The sequence below is a fragment of the Streptomyces sp. Ag82_O1-12 genome (assembly GCF_900182715.1).
In the GTDB taxonomy this organism is placed as follows: domain Bacteria; phylum Actinomycetota; class Actinomycetes; order Streptomycetales; family Streptomycetaceae; genus Streptomyces; species Streptomyces massasporeus.
Genome location: NZ_FXUW01000001.1, coordinates 7216850 through 7241453 on the forward strand (window position 1 = coordinate 7216850; position 24604 = coordinate 7241453).

The 24604-nt window shown below is 71.0% G+C and carries 17 protein-coding genes and 1 pseudogene; 16 read left to right on the top strand and 2 right to left on the bottom strand.

Going from position 1 to position 24604, the window contains the following annotated elements:
* Positions 1 to 199: 199 nt before the first annotated feature.
* The 16 genes and pseudogenes from QOL88_RS32895 to QOL88_RS32970 all read left to right on the top strand — a co-directional run bounded on the left by QOL88_RS32895 (position 200) and on the right by QOL88_RS32970 (position 21653).
* Complete coding sequence (locus QOL88_RS32895; RefSeq protein WP_097221883.1) at positions 200 to 877, top strand: GntR family transcriptional regulator; 678 nt, start codon at positions 200 to 202, stop codon at positions 875 to 877.
* Between the two features lie 354 nt (positions 878 to 1231).
* Positions 1232 to 2413 carry an ROK family protein gene (locus tag QOL88_RS32900; RefSeq protein WP_097221884.1) on the top strand — a complete coding sequence of 394 codons (1182 nt, stop codon included), beginning with the start codon at positions 1232 to 1234 and terminating at the stop codon, positions 2411 to 2413.
* Between the two features lie 115 nt (positions 2414 to 2528).
* The gene (locus QOL88_RS32905) at positions 2529 to 4046 is read left to right on the top strand and encodes a sugar ABC transporter ATP-binding protein (RefSeq protein WP_097221885.1); all 1518 of its coding nucleotides are present in this window, start codon (positions 2529 to 2531) and stop codon (positions 4044 to 4046) included.
* Complete coding sequence (locus QOL88_RS32910) at positions 4043 to 5062, top strand: ABC transporter permease (RefSeq protein WP_097221886.1); 1020 nt, start codon at positions 4043 to 4045, stop codon at positions 5060 to 5062. The genes QOL88_RS32905 and QOL88_RS32910 overlap by 4 nt, the downstream gene beginning before the upstream one ends.
* A 49-nt stretch (positions 5063 to 5111) precedes the next feature.
* A complete protein-coding gene (locus tag QOL88_RS32915) occupies positions 5112 to 6158 on the top strand; it encodes a substrate-binding domain-containing protein (RefSeq protein WP_097221887.1) in 1047 nt (348 codons plus the stop codon).
* A 55-nt stretch (positions 6159 to 6213) separates the two neighbouring features.
* A complete protein-coding gene (locus tag QOL88_RS32920) occupies positions 6214 to 7425 on the top strand; it encodes a Gfo/Idh/MocA family protein (protein ID WP_097223285.1) in 1212 nt (403 codons plus the stop codon).
* A gap of 15 nt (positions 7426 to 7440) precedes the next feature.
* The gene (locus QOL88_RS32925; protein ID WP_097221888.1) at positions 7441 to 8439 is read left to right on the top strand and encodes a sugar phosphate isomerase/epimerase family protein; all 999 of its coding nucleotides are present in this window, start codon (positions 7441 to 7443) and stop codon (positions 8437 to 8439) included.
* Between the two features lie 262 nt (positions 8440 to 8701).
* Entirely contained in the window at positions 8702 to 12424 is a 3723-nt protein-coding gene (locus QOL88_RS32930; protein WP_097223286.1) for a ThuA domain-containing protein, read from the top strand.
* An 84-nt stretch (positions 12425 to 12508) separates the two neighbouring features.
* On the top strand, positions 12509 to 13729 hold the full coding sequence (locus tag QOL88_RS32935; protein WP_257027960.1) for an inositol-3-phosphate synthase: 1221 nt from the start codon (positions 12509 to 12511) through the stop codon (positions 13727 to 13729).
* Positions 13726 to 14766, top strand: coding sequence for an SCO3242 family prenyltransferase (locus QOL88_RS32940; RefSeq protein WP_097221889.1), 1041 nt, complete (start codon positions 13726 to 13728; stop codon positions 14764 to 14766). The genes QOL88_RS32935 and QOL88_RS32940 overlap by 4 nt, the downstream gene beginning before the upstream one ends.
* A 371-nt stretch (positions 14767 to 15137) precedes the next feature.
* Positions 15138 to 16073: pseudogene (locus QOL88_RS32945) on the top strand (sugar phosphate isomerase/epimerase family protein); the annotation flags it as partial.
* On the top strand, positions 16070 to 16966 hold the full coding sequence (locus QOL88_RS32950) for an EboA domain-containing protein (protein ID WP_283445916.1): 897 nt from the start codon (positions 16070 to 16072) through the stop codon (positions 16964 to 16966). The pseudogene QOL88_RS32945 and the gene QOL88_RS32950, both read left to right, overlap by 4 nt.
* Positions 16966 to 17877, top strand: coding sequence for a TatD family hydrolase (locus QOL88_RS32955; RefSeq protein ID WP_097221890.1), 912 nt, complete (start codon positions 16966 to 16968; stop codon positions 17875 to 17877). Before QOL88_RS32950 ends, QOL88_RS32955 begins: the two co-directional genes overlap by 1 nt.
* Before the next feature lie 3 nt (positions 17878 to 17880).
* Positions 17881 to 19086 carry a metabolite traffic protein EboE gene (eboE, locus tag QOL88_RS32960; RefSeq protein WP_097221891.1) on the top strand — a complete coding sequence of 402 codons (1206 nt, stop codon included), beginning with the start codon at positions 17881 to 17883 and terminating at the stop codon, positions 19084 to 19086.
* Positions 19083 to 20501, top strand: coding sequence for an alkaline phosphatase family protein (locus QOL88_RS32965; RefSeq protein WP_097221892.1), 1419 nt, complete (start codon positions 19083 to 19085; stop codon positions 20499 to 20501). The genes eboE and QOL88_RS32965 overlap by 4 nt, the downstream gene beginning before the upstream one ends.
* A gap of 81 nt (positions 20502 to 20582) precedes the next feature.
* Positions 20583 to 21653, top strand: coding sequence for a sugar phosphate isomerase/epimerase family protein (locus QOL88_RS32970; protein ID WP_097221893.1), 1071 nt, complete (start codon positions 20583 to 20585; stop codon positions 21651 to 21653).
* Positions 21654 to 21726: 73 nt separating this feature from the next.
* On the opposite strand, the gene QOL88_RS32975 is transcribed toward QOL88_RS32970, so the two are convergent.
* Positions 21727 to 23118 (bottom strand): OFA family MFS transporter, encoded by a 1392-nt coding sequence (locus QOL88_RS32975; RefSeq protein ID WP_179879023.1) that lies wholly within the window; start codon positions 23116 to 23118, stop codon positions 21727 to 21729.
* A gap of 1 nt (position 23119) precedes the next feature.
* Positions 23120 to 24508, bottom strand: coding sequence for an OFA family MFS transporter (locus QOL88_RS32980; protein ID WP_097221895.1), 1389 nt, complete (start codon positions 24506 to 24508; stop codon positions 23120 to 23122).
* Positions 24509 to 24604: the final 96 nt, after the last annotated feature.

A 24604-nucleotide genomic window follows, 5' to 3' on the forward strand; every position in this document is an offset into this window, starting at 1 on the left:
TGGCCTGAGAGGCCCTGCGCGGCCTGAGCGCCTTGGCAGCCTGAGCGGCAGGGCGGCAGGGCAGTGTGACGCGGTCAACTCCCCGAAGCCCTGGCCCCTGTGCGCCGTAGACTGTAGACGAAAGACAATCAATACTGATTCTGCGGCGATACCGGCTCGCGCCGCGTTGTGCACGGCCCTGCCGAGGAGGGGGACCGCGATGCTGTCGACAGGCCTGCCCCAGGGGGCGGTACCCAGGCTGGAACGCCCGGGCCCGCTGCGCGACCGTGTCTACGAGGCACTGCTCGAACTCATCACCACCCGCGCGCTGCAGCCCGGCCAGCATCTCGTCGAGAGTGAACTCGCCGGGCATCTCGGGGTCTCCCGGCAGCCGGTGCGCGAGGCGCTGCAGCGGCTCAACACCGAGGGGTGGGTCGATCTGCGGCCCGCCCAGGGCGCGTTCGTGCACGAGCCGACGGAGGAGGAGGCCGACCAGCTCCTCACGGTCCGTACGCTCCTGGAGGCCGAGGCGGCCCGGCTCGCGGCGGCCAACGCGAACAGCGCGGGCATCGCCGCGCTCGAAGCGCTGTGCGCCGAGGGCGAGAAGGCCGTCGAGGCCGACGACGTGGACGGGGCCGTCGCCATGAACGCCCGCTTCCACGCCAAGATCATGGAGCTCGCCGGCAACGCCGTCCTCGCCGAACTCGCCGCCCAGGTCGACCGGCGCGTGCGCTGGTACTACACGCCCGTGGCGCGTCGGCGCGGCCACCAGTCCTGGATCGAGCACCGCGAGCTGATCGCGGCGGTCTCCGACCGGGACGAACAGCGCGCCACCCAGCTCATGCGCGAACACACCGAGCACACGCGCCGCTCGTACCACGCGCGTACCCGCTCGTAGCTCAGTAGCTCCTCCGCAGGTCCGCAGATCCGCAGATCCGCAGATCCGCAGATCCGCAGATCCGCAGATCCGCAGATCCGCAGATCCCTAGGTCCGCAGATCCGTAGGTCCGAAGCCCCGGGGTCCCATGGCTCCGGGGCTTTGTGGCGTCGGCACGCCCAGCCGTGAGCCGCGAGGCAGGGCGCCCGTCACCGCTTCTTTGTCCTGTGAGTGGAAGAAGTGGGGGCCAATTCCTGCGCGACTTCTTCCCACTCCCGGCAGCCGCTGCTACGTTCCCTCCGAAAGCAAGCCACCGAGGTGGCGGAAAACCGGCGCGCACAGGCCGATCGAGGCGGGGAGGGGCTCGTGAGACGCATGACCGCACGACCCGGAAACGCCCACCAGGCCCGACTGCTCAGGCTGTTGCGCGACGGCGGACCCAACTCCCGGGCCCAGCTCGGCGACCAGGTCGACCTCTCGCGGTCCAAACTGGCCGTGGAGGTGGACCGGCTGCTGGAGACAAGGCTGGTCGTGGCCGACGGACTCGCCGCCTCGCGCGGTGGCCGCCGTTCCCACAACATCCGGCTCAACCCCGAACTGCGCTTCCTCGGCGTCGACATCGGCGCGACCTCGGTCGACGTCGCCGTCACCAACGCCGAGCTGGAGACCCTCGGGCACCTCAACCAGCCCATGGACGTGCGCGAAGGCCCCGTCGCGGTCTTCGAGCAGGTCCTGGCCATGGCCGCGAAGCTGAGGGCCTCCGGGCTCGCGGAGGGGTTCGACGGCGCCGGCATCGGCGTCCCGGGCCCCGTCCGCTTCCCCGAGGGCATCCCGGTGGCACCGCCGATCATGCCGGGCTGGGACGGCTTCCCCGTGCGGGAGGCGCTCAGCCAGGAACTCGGCTGCCCGGTCATGGTCGACAACGACGTGAACCTCATGGCGATGGGGGAGCAGCACGCGGGCGTCGCCCGCACCGTCGCCGACTTCCTCTGCGTCAAGATCGGCACCGGCATCGGCTGCGGCATCGTCGTCGGCGGCGAGGTCTACCGCGGCACGACGGGCAGCGCCGGCGACATCGGGCACATCCAGGCCGTCCCCGACGGCCGCCCGTGTGCCTGCGGCAACCGGGGCTGCCTGGAGGCCCACTTCAGCGGGGCCGCCCTCGCCCGTGACGCCACGGAGGCCGCCCAGCAGGGGCTCTCGCCCGAACTGGCCGCACGGCTGGAGACGAACGGCGGCCTCACCGCGGTCGACGTCTCCGCCGCGGCCGCCGCGGGCGACGCAACCGCCCTCGATCTGATCCGCGAGGGCGGCAACCACACCGGCCAGGTCATCGCCGGCCTGGTCAGCTTCTTCAACCCCGGCCTGGTGGTGATCGGCGGTGGGGTGACCGGCCTCGGCCACACCCTGCTCGCCGCGATCCGTACCCAGGTCTACCGCCAGTCGCTGCCCCTGGCGACCGGCAACCTGCCCATCGTCCTGGGCGAGCTGGGCCCCACCGCCGGCGTCATCGGCGCGGCCCGGCTCATCAGCGACCACCTGTTCTCACCCGCGTAAGCCCGCACCTCCGTACGGCCGCACCAGCACAGCTCACCGCTCTGCCCTGCCCTGCCCTGAACACGCCTGTTCGACAAGCGCCCTGACACCGGCCCGTCCGCCAAGGGGAATCCGCATGGCACCAGAACCACCGCTGCTCAGCATGTCCGGCATCACCAAGTCGTTCCCCGGAGTCCGGGCCCTCGACGGCGTCGACCTCGACGTCCAGGCCGGTGAGGTGCACTGCCTGCTCGGCCAGAACGGGGCCGGCAAGTCCACCCTCATCAAGGTCCTGGCCGGCGCCCACCAGCCCGACACGGGGATCATCCGCTGGCGCGGCGAGGAGGTGACGCTGCGCTCGCCGATCGCCGCCATGCGCCTCGGCATCGCCACCATCTACCAGGAACTCGATCTGGTGGAGCACCTGTCGGTCGCCGAGAACGTCCACCTGGGGCATGAGCCGACCGCCGCCGGATTCGTCGTACGGGGAAAGACCGCCAAGGCGTCAACGGCCGCACTGCTCAAGCGACTCGGGCACGCGGAGATCGATCCGGCCCGGCTGGTCGGCGAACTGCCGGCGGCGCAGCAGCAGATCGTGTCCATGGCGCGGGCGCTCTCCCACGACGTGCGGCTCATCGTGATGGACGAGCCGTCCGCCGCCCTCGACCCGGACGAGGTCGACAACCTCTTCCGCATCGTCGGCGACCTCACCGCCGCCGGAGTCGCCGTCGTCTACATCTCGCACCGCCTGGAGGAGATCCGCCGCATCGGCGACCGGGTGACGGTGCTGAAGGACGGGCGGGCCGTCGCGGGCGGACTCCCCGCGAAGTCGACCCCGACCCGCGAGGTCGTCGCCCTGATGACCGGCCGCAACGTCGAGTACGTCTTCCCGGACCGGCCCGTCTCCCCGCCGTCCGCGGAACCCGTGCTGAAGGTCCGAGGTCTGTCGCGGCAGGGCGAGTTCGCGACGCTCGACCTCGACGTGCGGCCCGGTGAGATCGTCGGCCTCGCGGGCCTCGTCGGCTCGGGCCGCTCCGAGATCCTGGAGACCGTCTACGGCGCCCGCAAACCGACGACCGGTCAGGTGCTGGTCGACGGCAGGGCCCTGAAGCCGGGCAGCGTACGGGCCGCCGTCCGGGCCGGACTCGGGCTCGCCCCCGAGGAGCGCAAGGCGCAGGCCCTGCTGATGCTGGAGTCCGTCACCCGCAACGTGTCGGTCTCCTCCATGTCCCGCTTCTCGCGCGGCGGTTGGATCGACCGGGGCGCCGAACTCGGTGCCGCCCGGGCCGCGACCCGCGAGCTGTCGCTCCGGCCGGACAACCCGTCCGTGCCCGTGCGCACCCTGTCCGGCGGCAACCAGCAGAAGGCGGTCCTCGCCCGCTGGTTGCTGCGCGGCTGCAAGGTGCTGCTGCTCGACGAACCCACCCGCGGCGTCGACGTCGGCGCCCGCGCCGAGCTCTACGCGGTCATCCGCCGGCTCGCCGACGAGGGCCTCGCCGTCCTGCTGGTCTCCAGCGAGGTGCCCGAGGTGCTCGGCCTCGCCGACCGTGTGCTGGTGCTGCGCGAGGGCCGTGTCGTCCACACGGCACCCGCCCGCGAACTCGACGAACACCGCGTACTCGACCTGGTCATGGAAGGAAGCCCGGCGTCATGACGCAGCCCGTCTCCCCGCCGCTGGACAGCAGCACCGACAAGGTGCCCCCGGCCCCGCCCCCCGCCTGGCGCGGCCTGCTGATCCGCGCCGACGTCCGCACGCTGTCCCTGCTCGGCGTGCTCGCCGTGCTGATCGTCATCGGCGGCATCACCAAGCCCGACGAGTTCCTCGACACCCGCAACCTGCAACTCGTCCTCACCCAGGCCTCGGTGATCGGTGTCGTCACCGTCGGCATGACCTTCGTCATCGTCTCCGGCGGCATCGACCTGTCGGTCGGCGCGATCGTCGCCCTCGCCTCCGTGTGGGCCACCACAGTCGCCACCCAGGAGTACGGCTTCGCCGGCATCCTCTTCACGGCGGTCGTCGTCGGAGTCGGCTGCGGTCTGGTCAACGGCGTCCTCATCGCCTACGGCGCGATGGTGCCGTTCATCGCCACCCTCGCCATGCTGGCCTCCGCCCGCGGCCTCTCCCTCCAGATCACCGACGGCAGGACGCAGATCGTCACCGTGCCGTCCGTCCTCGACCTGGGGGAGCGCGACGCCTACGTCCTCGGCATCCCGCCGCTGGTCGTGGTGTTCGCCGTCGTCACGGTCATCGGCTGGCTGGTGCTCAACCGCACCACCTTCGGACGCCGCACGGTCGCCGTCGGCGGCAATCCGGAGGCCGCCCGGCTCGCCGGCATCGACGTCCGCCGCCAGCGGCTCTACCTCTATCTGCTGTCCGGGCTGTGCTGCGGCATCGCCGCCTTCCTGCTGATCGTCCTGGCCGGCTCCGGCCAGAACACCAACGGCAACCTCTACGAACTCGACGCCATCGCCGCCGCGATCATCGGCGGCACCCTCCTCACCGGCGGCCGGGGCACCATCACCGGCTCCGTCCTCGGCGTCCTGATCTTCACCACGATCACCAACATCTTCGCCCTGAACAACCTGCAGAGCGACGTCCAGCAGATCGCCAAGGGCGCGATCATCGTCGCCGCCGTGCTGGTCCAGCGCCGTACCGCGAGCACGACCTGAAAGCCGTACCGCTCCCGCTTGGCACGACCTGAGGAAAGGTTCACCCGCCATGACCGAGACCACGAGCCGCAGAGGGCTGCTCTTCGGGGCCGCCGCCGTCTCCGCCGGCGCCCTCCTCACGGGGTGCACGAGCAACGAGCCGTCCGACTCCAAGGACGAGCCGGCCGGCAACGACCAGCCGGCCGCCGACGACAAGCCCGGCAAGCAGGTCACCATCGGCTTCGCCGGACCGCAGGCCGACCACGGCTGGCTCAACGCCATCAACGACAACGCCAAGAGCCGCGCGGAGAAGTACTCCGACGTCACCCTGGAGATCACCGAGGGCTCCAACGACACTGCCCAGCAGATCGGCCAGATCGAGACCCTCATCAACAAGAAGGTCGACGTCCTGGTCGTGCTGCCCGCCGACGGCAAGGCCCTCACCCAGGTCGGTCTGAAGGCGATGCGCGCTGGCATCCCGGTCGTCAACCTCGACCGCGTCTTCAACACCCCGCAGGCCTACCGCTGCTGGATCGGCGGCGACAACTACGGCATGGGTCTCAACGCCGGGCACTACATCGGCGAGAAGCTCAAGGGCAAATCCGGTGCCCGCGTCATCGAACTGGCGGGTCTGGACAACCTGGAGCTCACCAAGCAGCGCACCCAGGGCTTCGACGACGCCCTGAAGAACTACCCCAACATCAAGAAAGTCGCCCGGCAGGCCGCCGAGTTCACCGTCGAGTCCGGCCAGGCCAAGATGGCCCAGCTGCTCCAGGCCCAGTCGAAATTCGACGCGCTGTGGAATCACGACGACGACCAGGGCGTGGGCGCGCTGCGCGCCATCGAGCAGGCCGGGCGCGACGACTTCCTCATGGTCGGCGGCGCCGGCGCGCTCTCCGCCTTCCAGGCCATCAAGCAGGACGACGGCGTGCTCAAGGCGACCGTGCTGTACCCGCCGACCATGGCCGCCTCGGCCATCGACCTCGCCCGCGCCCTCGGCCAGAGCAAGGGCATCGGGGGCCTCGCCGAGTTCGAGATCCCGTCGTCGCTCACCCTCTACTCGGCCGTCGTCGACAAGACCAACATCGACCAGTACATGTCCACCGGCTTCAAGTGAGCCACCCCGCACCCCCCACGTGCGCCACCCCGACCAGGACGAGGAGGACACCCGTATGGGACAGCCGCAGGAGCAGTCGGAAGGGACCGAGGCAGGGAAGCCACCCCTGCGCGTGGGGATGGTGGGCTACGCCTTCATGGGTGCCGCCCACTCCCAGGGCTGGCGCACCGCGGGCCGCGTCTTCGACCTGCCGCTGGACCCCGTGCAGGCCGTGATCTGCGGCCGGGACGCCGCCGCCGTCCGCGCTGCGGCCGACCGGCACGGCTGGGCCTCCACCGAGACCGACTGGCGGGCCCTGATCGAACGGGACGACGTCGACCTCGTCGACATCTGCACCCCCGGCGACAGCCACGCCGAGATCGCCCTGGCCGCCCTGGCGGCGGGCAAGCACGTCTTGTGCGAGAAGCCCCTCGCCAACACCGTCGAGGAAGCCACCTCGATGGCGCTGGCGGCCGAAGAGGCCCACGCCCGCGGCCAGGTGGCGATGGTCGGCTTCAACTACCGCCGGGTTCCCGCCACCGCCCAGGCCCGCCGCATGGTCGCCGAGGGCCGTCTGGGCAGGCTGCGGCACGTGCGCGTGACGTATCTCCAGGACTGGCTGGTCGACCCGCGGTTCCCGCTGACCTGGCGGCTGCGCAGGGAGCAGGCCGGCTCGGGCTCGCTCGGCGACCTGGGCGCGCACATCGTCGACCTCGCGCAGTACCTGGTGGGGGAGCCGCTGGCGGGCGTCTCCGCGCTGACGGAGACCTTCGTACGGGAAAGGCCCCTGCCCACCGGCGCCACGAGCGGGCTGTCCGCCGTCACGTCCGCCGGCACCGGGCAGGTCACCGTCGACGACGCCGCGCTGTTCACGGCCCGCTTCCCCTCCGGCGCCCTCGCCTCGTTCGAGGCCACCCGCTACGCCACCGGCCGCAAGAACGCCCTGCGCATCGAACTCAACGGGGAGCGCGGCTCGCTCGCCTTCGACCTGGAGCGGCTGAACGAGCTGTCCTTCCACGACGCCACCGAGCCCGGCGCTGAGGCCGGTTTCCGGCGGATCCTCGTGACCGAACCCGACCACCCCTACCTGGAGGCCTGGTGGCCGCCGGGCCATGGCCTCGGCTACGAGCACACCTTCGTCCACCAGGCCCGCGACCTCGTCCACGCCATCGCCGAGGGCCGCCGCCCCGAACCCTCCTTCGCCGACGGGCTACAGGTGCAGCGCGTGCTCGCGGCGGTCGAGGAGAGCGCCGAGAAGAACTCCGTCTACACGCCGATCGCGGTCTGAGGAGGGCCTGTTCCGATGCCCCGCACTTTCACCCTGTTCACCGGCCAGTGGGCGGACCTGCCCCTGGAGGAGGTCTGCCGCCTGGCCCGCGACTTCGGCTACGACGGCCTCGAACTCGCCTGCTGGGGAGACCACTTCGAAGTCGACAAGGCGCTGGCCGATCCCTCCTATGTGGAGTCGAGGCATCAGCTCCTCGACAAGTACGGCCTGAAGTGCTGGGCGATCTCGAACCACCTGGTCGGCCAGGCCGTCTGCGACGCCATCATCGACGAGCGGCACCAGGCGATCGTCCCGGAAGCGGTCTGGGGCGACGGAGACCCGGAAGGAGTCCGGCAGCGGGCCGCGGAACGCATGAAGGACACCGCCCGGGCCGCGGCCGCCTTCGGCGTGAACACCGTCATCGGGTTCACGGGCTCCGCCATCTGGCACCTGGTCGCCATGTTCCCGCCCGCTCCCGAGGCGATGATCGAGCGGGGCTACCAGGACTTCGCCGACCGCTGGAACCCGATCCTGGACGTCTTCGACGCCGAGGGCGTGCGGTTCGCGCACGAGGTCCACCCCAGCGAGATCGCCTACGACTACTGGACGACGGCCCGCGCGTTGGAAGCGGTCGGCAGGCGCCCCGCCTTCGGCCTCAACTTCGACCCCTCGCACTTCGTGTGGCAGGACCTCGACCCGGTCGGTTTCCTCTGGGACTTCCGCGACCGGATCTACCACGTCGACTGCAAGGAGGCCCGCAAGCGCCTCGACGGCCGCAACGGCCGCCTCGGCTCCCATCTGCCCTGGGGCGACCCGCGGCGCGGCTGGGACTTCGTCTCCGCCGGACACGGCGACGTCCCCTGGGAGGACGTCTTCCGGATGCTGCGCTCCATCGACTACCAGGGCCCCGTCTCGGTCGAGTGGGAGGACGCCGGCATGGACCGTCTGCAGGGGGCGCCGGAGGCCCTGACGCGGCTGAAGGCCTTCGACTTCGAGCCCCCCAGCGCGTCCTTCGACGCCGCGTTCAACAGCTGAACCACGCTCCCGGCGCAGGTCGGGGACGGGGACCGGCAACACCGCCGGTCCCCCCTCCGACCTGCGCGGATCCCGCTTTGTCCCGCACTGGGAGAAAGTCCGACCGAGTCCGTCGCAAGGGGTGTTCGCCCCGGACGGACACGGTTACCGTCCTTGATGTGTTCAGGACACACGCACCTCCGGGGTGACGGCGCACCCCGGCGCCCGCACCGCACGCTTCGCACCCACCCCGTACGGCCCACCCCGTTCCCGGAGGGACTTCGTGCACAGAACCAGACTCAGAAGCACCGCCACCCCCAGGCGTCCCGGGCTTCGCACCACCGTCGCCCTGTTCACCGGACTGCTCCTCGCCGTCGGCACCCCGGCCACCGTCGCCGGCGCCCACCCCGGCCACCCGGAGCACGACGAACCGGCGTCCGCCGAGGGCCAGTTCCAGCAGGTGCCGCTCGCCAAGGGCGAGCCCGAGATGGGCGAGCCGATGTCGCTCGCCGTGCTCCCGGACCGCAGCGTCCTGCACACCTCGCGCGACGGCACACTGCGCCTCACCGACCAGGGCGGCGTCACCAAGGTCGCCGGCAAACTCGACGTCTACAGCCACGACGAGGAGGGCCTCCAAGGCGTCGGCATCGACCCGGACTTCAAGAACAACCGGGCGATCTACCTCTACTACGCCCCGCCGCTCGACACCCCCGCGGGCGACGCCCCGGAGACCGGCACGGCCGAGGACTTCAGAAAGTTCGACGGCGTCAACCGCCTCTCCCGCTTCACCCTGAACGCCAACGGCACGCTGAACACGGCCAGCGAGATGAAGGTCATCGACGTCGCGGCCTCCCGCGGCACCTGCTGCCACGTCGGCGGGGACATCGACTTCGACGCCGACGGCAATCTCTACCTGTCGACCGGCGACGACACCAACCCCTTCGCCTCCGACGGCTACACACCGATCGACGACCGGCCGAACCGCAACCCGGCCTTCGACGCGCGCCGCAGCGCCGGCAACACCAACGACCTGCGCGGCAAGATCCTGCGCATCAAGGTCGCCGAGGACGGCTCCTACACCGTCCCGGAGGGCAACCTCTTCGCCCCCGGCACCGAGAAGACCCGCCCCGAGATCTACGCGATGGGCTTCCGCAACCCGTTCCGGATGAGCGTCGACGACAAGACCGGCACCGTCTACGTCGGCGACTACGGCCCCGACGCCGGCGCCGCCGACCCCAAGCGCGGCCCGGGCGGACAGGTCGAGTTCGCCAAGGTGACCAAGGCGGCCAATTTCGGCTGGCCCTTCTGCACCGGCGACAACGACGCTTACGTCGACTACGACTTCGCCACCAAGGAGTCCGGCGAGACGTTCGACTGCAACGCCCCGAAGAACACCTCGCCGTACAACACGGGCCTGACCGACCTGCCGCCCGCGCAGGCCGCCTGGATCCCGTACGACGGCGGCTCCGTGCCCGAGTTCGGCAGCGGCTCCGAGTCCCCGATGGGCGGCCCGGTCTACCGTTACGACCCCGAGCTGGACTCCAGCGTGAAGTTCCCGGAGGCCTACGACGGAGACTTCTTCGCCGGTGAGTTCGGTCGCCGCTGGATCAAGCGGATCGAGCAGAACGACGACGGCTCGGTCGCGAAGATCAACGACTTTCCCTGGACCGGCACCCAGATCATGGACATGGAGTTCGGCCCCGACGGCGCGCTCTACGTCCTCGACTACGGCCTCTCCTGGTTCCAGGGCGACAAGGACTCCGCGCTGTACCGGATCGAGAACGCCGAGGACGGCTTCTCCCCGATCGCCGAGGTCAGCGCCGACAAGACGTCCGGCGCGGCAGGCCTGAAGGTCAAATTCACCGCCTCCGCCAAGGACGCCGACTCTCCCGACCTCACCTACAGCTGGGACTTCGGCGACGGCACCAAGGGCGAGGGCCTCAACCCCACCCACACCTACAAGAAGGTCGGCACCTACAGCGCCACCTTCACCGCCAAGGACGCCGAGGGCAACACCGGTAACGCCAGCGTCCGGATCGTCGTCGGCAACACCGAGCCCAAGGTGCGCATCGACGTCCCGGGCAACGGCGCCCTGGCCGAGTTCGGCAAACCCGTCCCGTTCAAGGTGACCGTCACCGACCCCGAGGAGACGGTCGACTGCTCCAAGGTCAAGGTCTCCTACAGCCTCGGCCACGACTCCCACGCCCACGAGCTGACCAGCGAGATGGGCTGCGAGGGCACCCTGACACCGCCCCCCGGTGACGGCGGCCACGACCCCAACGCCAACATCTACGGCGTCGTCGGCGCGAGCTACACCGACGGCGGGGCGAACGGCCAGGAGGCGCTGACGGGCACCGCCCGCACCGTGCTCCAGCCGCTGCACCGCCAGGGCGAGCACTTCACCACCCAGTCCGGTGTGGCGGTCATCGACAAGACCGGCGCCAACGGCGGCAAGACCGTCGGCGACATCAACGACGGCGACTGGATCTCCTTCTCCCCCTACCGGTTCGACGGGCAGAAGAAGATGACCGTGCGGGCCTCCTCCGGCGGCGCGGGCGGCTTCATCGAACTGCGCACCGGCTCGCCCGACGGACCGCTGCACGGCTCGGCCTACATCCCGCCGACCGGTGGCTGGGAGACGTTCCAGAACGTCGACGTGCCGCTGGGGTCGCTGCCGAAGAAGACCACCGACATCTACCTGGTCTTCAAGGGCGGCGAGGGCGCGCTCTACGACGTGGACGACTTCGAGTTCTCCACGAAGCCGTTCAAGGGCGGCAAGAAGGTCCTGGTCTTCTCCAAGACCGCCGGCTTCCGCCACGACTCCATCCCGGCCGGCATCACCGCGCTGAAGGAACTCGGCGGCCCGGCCGGCATCACGGTCGACGCGACCGAGGAGGCCAAGCAGTTCACCACGACCAACCTCGCCAAATACGACGCCGTGGCCTTCCTGTCCACCACCGGTGACGTGCTGGACGCCGAGCAGCAGAAGGCGTTCGAGAACTACGTGGCCGGCGGCGGCGGATACATGGGCATCCACGCGGCTGCCGACACCGAGTACGACTGGTCGTTCTACGGCGGCCTCGTCGGCGCCTACTTCGACTCGCACCCGGCCATCCAGAAGGCCACCGTCCGCGTCGAGGACCACGACCACCCGTCCACCGGGCACCTGGACGACGCCTGGGAGCGCACCGACGAGTGGTACAACTACCGCACCAACCCCCGTGAGCAGGCCAAGGTCCTCGCCACCCTCGACGAGACCACCTACCAGGGCGGCACCATGAAGGGCGACCACCCGCTCGCCTGGTGCCAGAGCTACGGCGGCGGCCGCTCCTTCTACACCGGCGGCGGCCACACCAAGGAGTCCTACGCCGACGAGGCCTTCCGCGCCCATCTGCTCGGCGGCCTCCAGTACGCCACCGGCCAGGTCAAGGCGGACTGCAAGCCGAGCAAGGACTACCGGAAGATCTTCAACGGCCAGACCCTGGACGGCTGGAAGCAGGCCGGCCCCGGCACGTTCAACGTCAAGGACGGCACCCTGGAGTCCGAGGGCGGCATGGGCCTGCTCTGGTACCAGGCCAAGGAGCTGAAGTCGTACTCGCTCAAGCTCGACTGGAAGATGCGAGGCGACGACAACTCCGGGATCTTCGTGGGCTTCCCGGCCTCCGACGACCCCTGGTCCGCGGTGAACAAGGGCTACGAGATCCAGATCGACGCCACGGACGCGGCCGACCGCACCACGGGCTCCGTCTACTCGTTCAAGTCGGCCAACATCAAGGCCCGTGACCAGGTTCTGCGGCCGCCCGGCCAGTGGAACTCCTACGAGATCAAGGTCCAGGGCGAACGCCTCCAGGTGTTCCTCAACGGAGTCAAGATCAACGACTTCACCAACAAGGACCCCCAGCGGAGCCTGACCGACGGCTACATCGGCCTCCAGAACCATGGCGCCGGTGACCAGGTCTCCTTCCGCAACATCCAGTTGAAGGAACTGCCCGTCCAGGGCGACTGAACGGCGGCGGGCGGGGGACGCCGGACCCCCGCCCGCCGTCTCCTCACCTCCCCCCGGGGCTCGCGCACGATCAGGAGGCTGCCCATGTCCGCGTCCCTCTCCCGACCCCGTGTGGGGGTGTGGCTGATCGGAGCCCGAGGCTCCGTCGCCACCACCGTCGTCACGGGGTGCGCCGCCGTCGCCGCGGGACTGCACCCGCCCACCGGCATGGTGACCGAAACACCGGACTTCACCGGCAGCGGTCTGCCCGCGCTGTCCGACCTCGTCTTCGGCGGGCACGACACCCTCGACTGCCCCCTGCCCAAGCGCGCCGAGACCCTGACCTCCGGCGGCGTCCTCCCACCCGGCATCGCCACCGCGGTCACCGCCGAACTCGCCGCAGCGGACCGGGAGATCAGACCCGGCGGCCCCACCCCCGGGGACACCAGGAGCCAGGCCGAACTGATCACGGCCTTCGCCGCCGACATACGCGACTTCGTCCACCGCCACGACCTGGAGCGGGCCGTGGTCGTGAACGTCGCCTCCACCGAACCCGCCTCCCAGGGGCCCGACGCCCCACTGCCGGCCAGCACCCTCTACGCCCTGGCCGCCCTGCGCGCGGGCTGCCCCTACGTCAACTTCACCCCCTCCGAAGGCATGCACCACCCCGTCGCGGCCGACGAGGCCGAGTACAGCGGCCTGCCGCATACCGGCCGCGACGGCAAGACCGGACAGACGCTGCTGCGGGCCGTGCTGGGCCCGATGTTCGCGCAACGGGCACTGCGGGTCAGGGCCTGGTCCGGCACGAACCTGCTGGGCGGCGGCGACGGCGCCGCCCTCGCCGACCCTGCCGCCGCCGCGGCGAAGAACGCGGGCAAGGAACGCGTCCTCGCCGACACCCTCGGCACCGTCCCCGAGGGCGAGGTCCACATCGACGACGTCCCCGCCCTCGGCGACTGGAAGACCGCCTGGGACCACATCGCCTTCGACGGCTTCCTCGGCACGCGCATGATCCTCCAGACCATCTGGCAGGGCTGCGACTCGGCCCTGGCCGCACCCCTCGTCCTCGACCTGGCCCGCCTGACCGCCCGGGCCCACGAGACAGGGCTGTCCGGACCCCTCGGCGCGCTCGGCTTCTACTTCAAGGACCCGGTGGGGGAGGGGCCCTCGGGGTTGTCCGAGCAGTACGAGGAACTGGTCCGGTTCGGGAGGAGCCTGGGGCAGGGCGAGGGAGAAGGCCCAGGAGAAGGCCAGGGAGAAGGCGAGGGCGTGGGCCGTGACGCGGGGTCGGTGAGCGGCTCCGAGGTGACGGGAGAAGCACGGTGACGCTGCGCGAAAGCCCTTGCGGATGCCCCGACGAGACGCCCACCGCCGCTCCTCGGGCCACTGCCGGTGACACGCCCCCCTGCGCATGCCCCGGCCGCACGCACCGACGCCGCGCATGGGCCGAACTCCTGCGCCTGCCCGCCCTCTTCAGCGTCCCCGGAGACGTCCTGGCCGGCACGGCCGCAACCGGCGCGTCCCCCGACACCCGCACCCTGCTCGCCATCGCCTCCTCCCTCTGCCTGTACGAAGCCGGCATGGCCCTCAACGACTGGGCCGACCGCGACGTGGACGCCGTCGAACGCCCGCACCGCCCCCTGCCCTCCGGCCGCATCCGTCCCGCCGCCGCCCTCACGGCGGCCTGCGCCCTCACCGGAGCCGGACTGGCCCTGGCCGCCGGGGCGGGCCGCCCGGCCCTGGCCGTCGCCGCACCCCTCGCGGCGACCGTCTGGGCGTACGACCTCGGCCTGAAGCACACACCGGCCGGGCCCGTGGCCATGGGCACGGCACGTGGCCTCGACCTGCTCCTGGGAGCCGCGGCCACGAGCGGCAGCACCCGCCCGGCCCTGCCCTCCGCCGCCCTCCTCGGCACCCACACCCTCGCCGTCACCACGGTCTCCCGCCAGGAGGCCCAGGGCGGCTCACCCGTGCCGCCGCTGGCGGCCCTCGCGACGACGGCCCTGCTGACCCGACTGGTGACGCGCCGCAGCTCCGGCGGGCCGACGAGAGGCCGCCGGCCGGCAACCGGGCACAGGCCGGCGGGTCTCCGGGCCGGCCGGTTTTCGGGGCAGGACTCCGGAGCGCTGCTCACCACCGCCCTCACGGCCGCGTACGCCGCGACGACCGCCCGCCCCTACCTCCACGCCACCCTGAACCCCTCACCTCCCCTCACCCAACGCGCTGTCGGTGCCGGCATCCGCGCCACCATCCCCCTCCAGGCCGCCCTCACCGCCCGCTGCCGGGGCACGGCCACGGCACTTCTCATCGCCGCGCTCGCCCCCCTCGGAGCCCGGTACGCGAAGAAGGTGAGCATCACATGAGCGCCGATGCCCATGCCCCGAAGAGCCGTGCCACGACCGCACCGACCCCCGACGCCCAGCCGGCCACCTCGCCCGGTACTGCCCCGGCCCGGCCCGTCGCCTCGTCCGGTACTGCCCCGGCCCGGCCCGTCGCCTCGTCCGGTACTGTCCCGGCCCGGCCCGTCGCCTCGTCCGGTACTGTCCCGGCCCGGCCCGTCGCCTCGTCCGGTACTGTCCCGGCCCGGCCCGCTGCCTCGTCCGGTACTGTCCCGGCCCGGCCCGCTGCCTCGTCCGGTACTGTCCCGGCCCGGCCCGTCGCCTCGTCCGGTACTGCCCCCGCCCGGCCCGCCGTCTCACCCAGCGCTTCCCTCGCACGGCCCGGCGTCCTTCCTCCCCTCCGCTTCGGTTACGGCACCAACGGTCTCGCCGACCTTCGTCTCGACGACGCCCTCGGCCTCCTCGCCGATCTCGGTTACGACGGCGTCGGACTGACCCTCGACCACATGCACCTCGACCCGCTCGCCCCCGACCTCGCCGCCCGCACCCGCCGGGTCGCGCACCGGTTGGACGCGCTCGGGCTGGGCGTCACCATCGAGACGGGCGCACGCTACGTCCTCGACCCCCGCCGCAAGCACGGCCCGTCCTTGCTGGACCCGGACCCGGACGACCGGGCCCGCCGCGCCGGCCTCCTCGTCCGAGCCGTCCGCGTCGCCGCCGACCTCGGCGCCCACGCGGTGCACTGCTTCAGCGGTCTCCTCCCGGAGGACACCGACACGGACACCGCGTGGAAACGCCTCACCGAGACCCTGACTCCCGTCCTGGACGTCGCCGCCTCCGCGGGCATCCCGCTCGCCGTCGAACCCGAGCCCGGTCACCTCCTCGCCACCCTGGCCGACTTCCACCGGCTCCGCAGCGCCCTCGGCGACCCCGAACCCCTCGGCCTCACCCTGGACATCGGCCACTGCCAGTGCCTCGAACCCCTTTCTCCCGCCGACTGCGTGCGTGCCGCCGCCCCCTGGCTGCGGCACGTCCAGATCGAGGACATGCGGCGCGGCGTCCACGAGCACCTCCCCTTCGGGGACGGGGAGATCGACTTCCCGCCGGTCCTGGCGGCCCTCGCGGCCACCGGCTACCAGGGCCTGACCGTCGTCGAACTGCCCCGCCACTCCCACGCCGGCCCACACTTCGCCGCGCACTCCCTCCCGTTCCTCCGCCACGCCGAGCGGACCGCGGCCACCCTGCCGCCTGCCACCGCTCCGGCCCTCCAGCAGGCCGCGCCACCCCACGGCGCTCCCTCCGCCACCCCTGAGGGGAGCAGCACCAGATGACCCGTCCCCGCGCCACACCGGCGGCGAGAACCGAGAACACCCAGAGCACCCAGGCAGCGCCAGGCCTCAAGGGAACCGACCGGAGCACCGACGGCGCCCATGGCCTCAACGACACCGGCCAGAGCGCCACCGGCCAGGACGCCGCCGCCGGCCAGGGCGTCGCCGCCGGCCAGGGCGCCACCGTCCGCAGCCCCGAGGCCGCCCCGGGCGACGCCCGCACCCGACACCCCACCCAGCACACCGCCCCCACCCCCTCGCTCGCCGACCTCCGCCACCGCCTCACCACCCGCCTCGACCCGGCCGCCCGTACCTGGCTCGACCACGCCCTCGACGAGGCCGCCGCCCACCCCGGCCTCCACGGGCCCATCTCCGTATGGGAGCTGCGTCTCGCCGAAGCAGGCCGGCGCTGCGGTGCCGCGCACGCCGACGCCGCACGGGTCCTCATCCTGGACGCCGCCCGCGCCGGCATCGACGCCCTGACCCGGGTGTACTTCCAGGGCACCGCCGACGAGCGCCGGGCCGTGCTGCACGCCCTGCCCCACCTCGTCCCCGGACCGGACGCGCTCCCGCTGATCGAGGACGCCCTGCGCACCAACGACACCCGGCTCCTCAGCGCCGCCGTCGGCCCCTACGCCGCTCAGCACCTGACCGCCCATGCCTGGCGTCACGCCGTGCTGAAGTGCCTGTTCACCGGCGTGCCGGTCGACCACGTGGCGGACCTGCCCCGGCGCGCCGCCGGCGACGACGAACTCGCCCGGATGCTGGGCGACTACGCCGCCGAACGCACCGCCGCCGGCCGCACCGTCCCCGAGGATCTGCACCGCGTCCTGGACCTGACCGAGTCCATCACCCCGGCCCCTGTCACGGACCACCCCCACGGCAAGGAGTCCTGATGCGCATCTTCGACCCCCACATCCACATGACGTCCCGGACCACCGACGACTACGAGGCCATGTACGCCGCCGGTGTCCGCGCCGTCGTAGAGCCGTCCTTCTGGCTCGGCCAGCCGCGCACCTCGCCCGCCTCCTTCTGTGACTACTTCGACGCCCTCCTCGGCTGGGAGCCCTTCCGCGCCGCCCAGTACGGCATCGCCCATCACTGCACGATCGCCCTCAACCCCAAAGAGGCGAACGACCCCCGTTGCCTGCCCGTCCTCGACGAGCTGCCCCGGTATCTCGTCAAGGACAACGTCGTGGCGGTCGGGGAGATCGGCTACGACTCCATGACCCCCGCCGAGGACACCGTCCTCGCCGCGCAGCTCCAGCTCGCCGCCGATCACGGCCTGCCCGCCCTCGTGCACACCCCGCACCGCGACAAGCTCGCCGGACTGCGCCGCACCCTCGACGTCGTACGGGAGTCCGCACTGGCCCCGGACCGGGTGCTGATCGACCACCTCAACGAGACCACCGTCAAGGAAGCCCGGGACAGCGGCTGTTGGCTGGGTTTCTCCGTCTATCCCGACACCAAGATGGACGAGGAACGCATGGTCGCGCTGCTGCACGCCCATGGCACCGAGCAGGTGCTGGTGAACTCCGCCGCCGACTGGGGAAAGAGCGACCCCCTCAAGACCCGCAAGGTCGGCGACCTGATGCTGGCCGAGGGCTTCGACGAGGACGACGTCGACCAGGTGCTGTGGCGTAACCCCGTCGCCTTCTACGGGCTCAGCGGCCGCCTGAACCTCGATGTCACCGGCACGGAGGCCACCCACGAGGGCAACTCCGTCCTGCGCGGCGCCCCGAAGGATCCGCACGAGCCGGACACCGGCCCGGGCACGCCGGCCCCCGTCCCCGCCGCGGAGGCGTGAACCATGCGCTTCCGCCACCCCGACGGCTCCACCGTCCACCTCGCCTACTGCACCAACGTCCACCCCGCGGAGACGCTCGACGGTGTCCTCGCCCAGCTCCGCGACCACTGCGAACCCGTCCGCCGCCGCCTCGGCCGCGACCGGCTCGGCATCGGACTGTGGCTCGCCAAGGACGCCGCCCACGCCCTCGTCACCGATCCCGCCGCGCTGCGCGGCCTGCGCACCGAACTCGACCGGCGCGGGCTCGAGGTCGTCACCCTCAACGGCTTCCCCTATGAGGGCTTCGGCGCCGAGGAGGTCAAGTACCGCGTCTACAAGCCGGACTGGGCCGACCCGGAACGTCTCGACCACACCACCGCCCTGGCCCGCGTCCTCGCCGGGCTCCTCCCCGACGACGTCACCGACGGGACCATCTCCACCCTGCCTCTCGCCTGGCGCACCGCGTACGACGACGAGCGCGCGCAAAGTGCCCGCACCGCGTTGCGCGCCCTCGCCGAACGCCTCGACGCCCTTGAGGAGCTGACCGGCCGCTCCATCCGCGTCGGCCTGGAACCGGAACCCGGCTGCGTCGTCGAGACGACCCACGACGCCATCACCCCGCTCACCGCGATCGGCCACGACCGCATCGGCGTCTGCGTCGACACCTGCCATCTCGCCACCTCCTTCGAAGATCCGCACGCCGCCCTGGACGCCCTCACCGAGGCCGGCGTCCCCGTCGTCAAATCCCAGCTCTCCGCCGCCCTGCACGCCGAACACCCCCATCTCCCCGAGGTACGCGAGGCCCTAGCCGCCTTCGCCGAACCCCGCTTCCTGCACCAGACCCGCAGCTCCCCCACGCTCGACTCCGGTCGAGCGGGAGGGACCCCCATCGCCGCCGGCCTGCGCGCCACCGACGACCTCGACGAGGCCCTCGCCGGACACGCACTGCCGGACACCGCACCCTGGCGCTCCCACTTCCACGTCCCCCTGCACGCGCCCCCCGCCGCGCCGCTCACCTCCACTCTCCCGGTCCTGAAATCCGCACTGACCCGGCTCGTCGGCGGCCCGGCCCCGCTCACCCGCCACCTGGAGGTCGAGACCTACACCTGGCAGGCCCTCCCGCCCGAGCTGCGCCCCAAAGGCCGCACTCAGCTCGCCGAGGGCATCGCCGCCGAACTCACCCTCGCCCGCGACCTGCTGACCGACCTCGGCCTGAAGGAGCTGCCATGAGCACCGGCCCCCATGAGCAGTCCGACCCGGGCGCCGCGACCCGCCCCACCCCGCTCCTCGTCCTCGACGTCGTAGGCCTCACCCCCCGTCTCCTCGACCACATGCCCCACCTCAAAGCACTCGGCCAGTCCGGTTCCCGTGCCCCGCTCGGCACCGTCCTGCCCGCCGTCACCTGCGCGGCCCAGTCCACGTTCCTCACCGGCACCATGCCCTCGGAGCACGGCATCGTCGGCAACGGCTGGTACTTTCGCGAACTCGGCGACGTCCTGCTGTGGCGCCAGCACAACGGGCTCGTGGCCGGCGACAAGCTCTGGGACGCCGCCCGGCGCGCCCACCCCGGCTACACCGTCGCGAACATCTGCTGGTGGTACGCCATGGGCGCCGACACCGACATCACCGTCACCCCCCGTCCGGTCTACTACGCCGACGGCCGCAAGGAACCCGACTGCTACACGCGGCCGGCCGAACTGCACGACGAACTCACCGACGAACTCGGCACGTTCCCTCTGTTCCACTTCTGGGGACCCGGAGCCGACCTCGTCTCCAGCCGGTGGATCATCGACGCGACCCGCCACATCATCCGCACCCGGCACCCGGACCTGACCCTCTGCTACCTCCCTCATCTCGACTACGACCTGCAGCGCTTCGGCCCCGACGACCCGCGCTCCCTGAAGGCGGCCGCCGACCTCGATACCGCCATCGCCCCGCTGCTGGACGACGCCCGCGCCGAGGGCCGTACCGTCGTCGCCCTGTCCGAGTACGGCATCACCCGCGTGAACCGGCACGTCGACATCAACCGCGCCCTGCGCCGCGCCGGGCTGCTGGAGGTGCACACGCAGGACGGCATGGAGTACCTCGACCCGATGGCGTCCCGCGCCTTCGCGGTCGCCGACCACCAGATCGCCCATGTCTATGTGCGCCGCCCCGAGGACCTCGACGCCACACGAGCGGCCCTCGACGGCCTGCCCGGCATCGCCCAACTCCTGGACGACGAGGGCAAGAAGACCCACCACCTCGACCATCCGCGCGCGGGCGAACTCGTCGCCGTGGCGGAACCCGACGCCTGGTTCACGTACTACTACTGGCTCGACGACGACCGCGCGCCCGACTTCGCGCAGCTGGTCGAGATCCACCGCAAACCCGGCTACGACCCGGTCGAACTCTTCATGGATCCCCTCGACCCCTACGTCAAGGTCAAGGCGGCCAGCGCACTGGCGCGCAAGAAGCTCGGCATGCGCTACCGCATGGCGGTCGTGCCCCTGGACCCCTCACCTATTCGCGGCAGCCACGGCCGCCTTCCGCAGAGCGACGACGACGGTCCGCTCCTCATCTGCTCCACCCCCCGTGCTGTCGGAGACCGCGTCGCGGCCACCGATGTGAAGTCACTGCTGCTCCGACTCGCCGGTCTCACCTGAGGTCACAGCCCTCGGTACCGACTGGTCACAAGTGAAGCACTCACCACTGACAACGCCCCGCGATCACGAGGAGTTCCACGCATGAGCCGCTTCTCCCAGCCCGACCCCGAGCTCGGTCACCGCCTCAGCAGACGAGGCATGCTCGGCGTGGCCGCCGGCACCACCGCCGCCGCCCTGCTCGGCGCCGCGGCCCCGGCGAACGCCGCCACCCCCAACGCCGCCGCCAACGGCAGCGCCACGCCCGCCACCACGTCCGGCACCAAGGGCCGCGGCCGCCCCGTCCTGCCGCCCGGCCGCCTCGGCATCCAGCTCTACAGCCTGCGCGACAAGGTCTCCACCCTCGGCTTCGGCCCCGTCTTCGCCGAACTGGAGCGCTACGGTTACGACGAGGTCGAGTTCGCCGGATACACCCAGGGCTCCGCCGGCCCCATCACACTCGCCCAGCTCAAGCGGCTGGCCCGCAACCACGGCCTGAACCCGATCGGCAGCCACGTCGGCTACTACTCCGACGACCCGAACGCCTACACCTTCGCCCAGAACCTCACCAAGGTCCTCGACGACGCCCAGGCCCTCGGCCTCAAGCACATCGGCACGGCCTCCGGCCCGTTCCGCTACGGCTCGACCCTCGACGCCTGGAAGCGCGCCGCCGAGGACTTCAACACCTACGGCGCGGCGGCGAGGGCCCGTGGCATGAAGTTCTACCAGCACAACCACTCCGAGGAGTTCTCCTTCGCCACCGACAACCCCAAGGTCCGTCTCTACGACGTCCTGCTCAAGGAGACCGACCCGGACCTCGTCCACCTGGAGATGGACATCTACTGGGCGTACGTCGGCCAGTTCCGTTTCTCCAAGCGGCCCGACGGCACACCCGCGCCGTTCGAGCCGCTGAACTACGTCCTGCGGCAGCCCGACCGCTACCCGCTCTTCCACGTGAAGGACGGCGAGAGCGACCCGTCGAACCCGTACGGCTACAACATGACCGACGTCGGCGACGGCGACATCGACTACCAGCGGTTCATCTCCGCCGTGACCCGGCTGCGCGGCCACCGCCTGGCCCACCACTGGCAGGCCGAGCACGACAACCCGGCCGAGTCCTTCACGTTCGCGCGCCGCTCCAGCGCACACCTGCACTCCCTGCGGGAGAAGTGCTGACCAGCGCCGTACGTACCTGAGGAGGCCCCTCCCCGAACGGGGAGGGGCCTCCTCAGGTATGCGGCTGCGGCCGTCAGCCCACAGTCCGCGGCCCTGTCGGTGCGCGCCCCGGCTGGCGCAGCAGCAGGGCGACCACCGCGGCGAGCATCGACACGCCGCCGGCGAGCGCGTACGCGCCGTTGTAGCCCCAGGCGGCGACCACCATCGAGCCCAGTCCACCGCCGAACAGGCCGCTGATCAGCTTGCCGCTGTAGACCAGGCCGTAGTTGGTGGCGTTGTAGTTCTCCCCGAAGTAGTCCGGGGTGAGTGCCGCGAACAGCGGGTAGAACGCGCCGCCTCCGAAGCCGGACAGGAACGCGAAGAACAGGAACAGCCACTCGCTCTTCAGGTCGCCCGCCCAGATCACGCCGAACTGCGCGAGGCCCAGCACGACGATGACGAACACCAGGGTGGACTTGCGGCCCCACCGGTCGGACAGCCAGCCCACCACGCCGCGGCCGACGCCGTTGACGACGGCCATCAGGCCCATGGACGACGCCGCCACCAGCGGGCCGAAGCCCACGTCCTTGGCGAAGTCGACCTGGAAGGAGATGCCGAAGATCGACACACCGGCGGTCATCACCACCGAGATCCACATCAGCGGCAGCATGCCCGTGCGGATGGCCTCCTTCGGAGTGAACTGCCGAACCGCCGGCGGGTTCTTGGCGAGGCTCGCGGCGTTCTTCCGGTCACCGGAGAAGGTCAGCGGGTCGATATCCGCCGGCCACCAGTTCTTCGGCGGGTCCTTGAAGAAGAACGCGCAGGCCACGACCACGATCATGACGTAGCAGCCGATGAGGTCCAGGACCCGGTGGTAGTTCGCCGTGTCGAAGCCGTAGTTGAAGATGAAGATGAACGGCAGCGACCCGTACGCGAACCCTCCGTTGACGAACCCGGTGCGGGCGCCGCGCCGCTCCGGGAACCACTTGCCGACCATGTTGATGCAGGTGGCGTAGACAAGCCCGGCGCCGATCCCGCCGACCACGCCGAAGCCGAGGATCGCCAGCAGCACGTTGCCCAGGTGCGACAAGGCCAGGAACCCCAGCAGGCACAGGCCCGACCCGATGTACATGGCCGAACGGGCCGACAGGTGGCCCTTCTCCCGCAGCCAGCCCGCCGGGAAGGCGATACCGGCCTGGAAGAACACCCAGACGCTGAGGATCCAGAAGGTGTTGCTCTGCGTCCAGCCGTGCGCGTGGGACAGGGTGTCCTCCGCGGAGCCGTACGCGTACTCGAAGACGCTGATGGCCATCATGGCGATCCACGGCAGATACACCATGATCTTGCGGGAGTGGCCGAGGATGTCCCGGTCGGTCTCGCCGAGCCGGTAGACGCGGCCGTGGGGATCGGTCACCTCGTGGTAGGGACGGTGTGCGGCGTCGGAGGGTAAGGGGGATGTGCTTGCTTCGTACGGATCTGCCGTCATGTCAGGCTGTGTCCTCGCCGAGCGGTTGCGGGTTGGGGGAGATACGGCCCGTCTTCCTGTCGCGTCCCGGCGGGGTGAGGAACACAGCCACGCAGCCGGCGAAGAGGGAGATGGAGCCGGCCAGGATGAAGGCACCGGAGTGCCCCCAGGCGCCGACGACCACCGCGCCCATGCCGGCGCCCAGACCGGAGACGAGCTTGGCGCTGTAGACCATGCCGTAGTTGGACGCGTTGTTGTTCTCACCGAAGTAGTCGGCGGTGAGTGCGGCGAACATCGGGAAGATGGCGCCGCCGCCGAAGCCGGAGATCGCGGAGAAGATCAGGAACAGCGTGAGGTTCTTGCTGTCGGCCGACCAGAGGATGCCGTACTGGGCGAGGCCCAGGATGAGGCAGACGACGAGCAGGCACCGCTTGCGGCCGTAGAGGTCGGAGAGCCAGCCGATGACGCCGCGGCCGGTGCCGTTGACGACCGCCTTCAGGGACATGGCGGTGGCCACGATCCCGCCGGCGAATCCGGCCTCCTCGCCGATGTCCACCTGGAAGGCGATACCGAAGATGTTCACGCCGGACGTACACGCCAGGCAGAACCACATCAGGGCGACCCGGCCGGTCTTCCACGCCTCCTTGGGGGAGTACTGGCGCACCGCCGGCGGGTTCATCCGCAGCGAGCGGGCCGCTCGCGGGTCGTCCGGCGGGTTCAGCGGGTCGATCGAGGAGGGCCACCAGTTCTTCGGCGGGTCCTTGAAGAAGTAGCCGGAGCACGCGACCATCCCGGCCAGGAACACACCCACCGAGACCAGCACCCAGCGGAAGTTGGTCAGGTCCATGTAGCCGTTGAAGAGGAAGACGAAGGGCACCGAGCCGTAGGCGAAACCGCCGTTGACGAAGCCGGTCTTGCCGCCCTTGCGCTCCGGATACCACTTGCCGACCATGTTGACGCAAGTCGCGTACACCATGCCCGCGCCCATGCCACTGAACATGCTGAAGCCGATGTAGGCGAAGACGACATGCGGCGCGAAGGCGAGGGACAGGTAGCCCAGCAGCGTGCCGGTGGCGCCGAGCATCATGGCCCAGCGGGCCGGCAGCTTTCCGCTCTCACGCAGTTTGCCCGCGGGGAAGGCCACCGCGGCCTGGAAGAAGACCCAGACGGTCATCATCCAGAAGATGTGCATGCTGTTCCAGCTGTGCGCCGTGTGCAGGGTGTCCTCGGCGGACGCGAACGCGTACTCGGCGGAGGAGATGCCCATCATGCCGATCCAGGGAAGGATCACCATCCACTTGCGCTTGCGGCCCATGATGTCGATGTCGGTCTCACCGAGGCGGTAGACGCGACCGTTCGCGTCGGTGACCTCCCGGTAGGGAACCGTTGTGGGCAGATCGGTCGTTGTCATGTCGTGTCGCACCCCTTGCGTCGAAAGATCTGGCCAGCGCCCCCTGTCCCATGCCTTTCGTGCGCGTGCGGGTCCCGGGGCCTGCCGACGCGCACC